Below are 2828 nucleotides of genomic sequence, written 5' to 3' on the forward strand. Positions count from 1 at the left end.
GGGCAGCAGGCCAGAGGCAGCGGGCAGTAGGCCGAGGTCGCGGACAGCAGGCCAGAGGCAGCAAGCAGTAGGCCGAGGTCGCGGACAGCAGGCCAGAGGCAGCAAGCAGTAGGCCGAGGTCGCGGACAGCGGGCTGCGCCCTACGCCCCAGGCCCCAGGCCCCAGGCCCCAGGCCCCCGACCCCGGCCCCCGACCCCGACCCCCGCCCCGGCCCCCGAGCCAAGGCCCCAGGGGCTGAAGACCGGCGAGCCGCAGCCGCCGGTGGCCGGTTCCCGTCGCTGGACCGCCTAGGCTGCCGTCCGTGCGCTTCGTCCTGGCCTCGCAGTCCCCCGCCCGCCTCGCCGTCCTCAAGGCCGCGGGCGTCACCCCCGTCGTCCGGGTCTCCGGCGTCGACGAGGACGCCGTCGCGGCCGGGCTCGGGGAGCCGACGCCCGCCGCGCTCGTCACCGCCCTCGCGGTCGCCAAGGCCGAGGCCGTCGCGGTCGACGAGCGGGACGCCGTCGTCATCGGGTGCGACTCCATGCTGCTCACCGCCGACGGCCAGGTGCAGGGCAAGCCCGCCACCACCGAGATCGCCCGCGAGCGCTGGGGGCGGATGGCCGGGACCACCGGGACGCTGCTCACCGGGCACGCCCTGCTCGTCGTGCGCGACGGCGAGGTGGTCGAGCGGGTCGCGGAGCACGAGGGCACGCTGGTGCGCTTCGCCGAACCCACCGCCGCCGAGCTCGACGCCTACCTCGCCACCGGCGAGCCGCTGCACGTCGCGGGCGCGTTCACGCTCGACGGGCTCGGCGGCTGGTTCGTCGAGGGCATCGACGGCGACCCGTCCAGCGTCATCGGCATCAGCCTCCCGCTCACCCGCAGGCTGCTGCGCCGGGTCGGGCTCTCCGTCGCCGACCTCTGGCAGGCCCCCGAGCGGTGACCCCGCCACCAGGGGGAGCACCGGAGCAGACCTGAGCGGAACAGACCCGAGCGGAACCCACAAGATCAACCGCGGGACCACGACCGCCCCCCGACCACGGGGGGCGGTCGTCCGCGTTGCGGGGAGGGGTGGGGCGGGAGCACCGGGCACCGCCGCCGACCGGTCCACCGGACTGCGCGCCCCGGCCGCGACCCGCCGATGACAACAGAGGGTCATCACCCGCCCATTAGTCGATCGTTCCCCCTTTCGGACCCCCGAAGTAGGGATAATCACAGCTGAGCGCGTTCGGGAAGGTCTGGGACGCTCCCCCCGTTAGGGGGTGCGATGGACCTGATGCTGACCCGCCGTATCCACATCGATTTCGGCCGGAGAACGAGTTCGGGCTGTCGGGGCTGACGAGAGACCCCGACACCGAACCCCTCAGCGTCCCTTCCGGAGCCCTCGCATGTCCTTCATCGCCACCTACCGCAAACCCAAGGTCTTCGGCCTGACCGTCCTCGCCGCCCTCGTGCTGGGCGCGGTCGCGGGCTTCGTCGCCAAGCAGGCCGAGCTGAGCTGGCTCGTCACCACGCTCAAGCAGATCGGCAGCACCTTCACGAGCCTGCTGCAGTTCACCGTCATCCCGCTGGTGTTCACCGCGATCGTCGTGGGCATCACCAGCCTGAGCAGGCTGGGCGGCTCGCGCACCGCCGCCCGCCTCGGCGGCAAGACGCTGCTGTGGTTCGCGACCACCTCGCTGATCGCGGTGCTGATCGGCATCGGCGTGTCCGCGCTGATCAACCCCGGTCGCGGCGTCCAGGTGACCCCGTCCGAGGCGTCCGTCGAGCGGCTCGCCGCGCGCGCGACCGGCTCGTGGTCGCAGCTGCTGGAGTCGCTGATCCCGACGAACCTGTTCACCGCCTTCACCGAGGGCGAGGTGCTCCAGGTCGTCTTCGTGTCGATCCTGGTCGGCTTCGCCGCCTACGCCCTCGGCGAGCGCGCCAAGCCGTTCGTCGACCTGACCCGCTCGGCGTTCGACCTGATCCAGAAGATCGTCGGCTGGGTCGTGCTGCTGGCCCCGATCGGCGTGTTCGGCCTCCTCGGCAACGCCTTCGCGACCTACGGCAACTCGTTCGTGCGCCCGCTGGCCTCGCTGCTGGTCGCGGTCTACGTCGGCTGCGCGCTGGTGCTGTTCGTGGTCTACCCGGTGCTGCTGAAGTTCGTCGGCAAGGTCAGCCCGCTGGTGTTCTTCAGCAAGGCGTGGACCGCGATCCAGTTCGCGTTCGTGTCCCGCTCGTCCGGCGCGACCCTGCCGCTGAGCAGGCAGACCGCCGCGAACCTCGGCGTCTCCTCCGACTACGCGAGCTTCGCCGTCCCGCTGGGCACCACGACCAAGATGGACGGCTGCGCCGCGGTCTACCCGGCGGTGGCGACGATCTTCATCGCGAACCTGTTCGGCGTCGAGCTGAGCGTCCTGCAGTACGCGGGCATCGTGGCCGTGTCCGTCTTCGGCGCGCTCGCCACCGCGGGCACCACCGGCTGGTTCACCATGCTGACCCTGACCCTGAGCGCGATCGACATGCCCGCCGAGGTCATCGCGACCGGCGTCGCGGTGGTCTACGCGATCGACCCGATCCTGGACATGATGCGCACCGCCACGAACGTGGCCGGTCAGATCGCCGTCCCGGTGCTGGTCGCGCGCGGCGAGGGCCTGATCGACGACGAGGTGCTGAACGCCCCGAGCACCCCGCCGCTGATCGGCGGCGAGCCGGAGACCGAGCGGGAGCGCACCCCGGTGCCCGCCTGACCGACCCCCGAGCGGCGGGGGGGCCCCCGGGACCCCCCCACCGTGCCGGGGGCCGGCCCCGCCGCGGCGCCGCCCCCCCCCCGGGCCGGGCCCCCCCCCCCCTGGGGGCCGGGGGGCCCC

Annotated in this window: 2 protein-coding genes; both read left to right on the forward strand. The window is 73.2% G+C overall.

Going from position 1 to position 2828, the window contains the following annotated elements; genetic code table 11:
- Positions 1 to 301 precede the first annotated feature (301 nt).
- The gene (locus tag ACTUAL_RS15735) at positions 302 to 922 is read left to right on the forward strand and encodes a Maf family protein (protein WP_096496965.1); all 621 of its coding nucleotides are present in this window, start codon (positions 302 to 304) and stop codon (positions 920 to 922) included.
- Between the two features lie 445 nt (positions 923 to 1367).
- Complete coding sequence (locus ACTUAL_RS15740) at positions 1368 to 2708, forward strand: dicarboxylate/amino acid:cation symporter (RefSeq protein ID WP_096496966.1); 1341 nt, start codon at positions 1368 to 1370, stop codon at positions 2706 to 2708.
- Positions 2709 to 2828 lie beyond the last annotated feature (120 nt).

It is taken from the genome of Actinosynnema sp., from assembly GCF_052038725.1.

Excerpts from the sequence above, each read along its gene's own strand:
- ACTUAL_RS15740 (WP_096496966.1), top strand. The coding sequence starts at position 1,368 with ATGTCCTTCATCGCCACCTACCGCAAACCCAAGGTCTTCGGCCTGACC.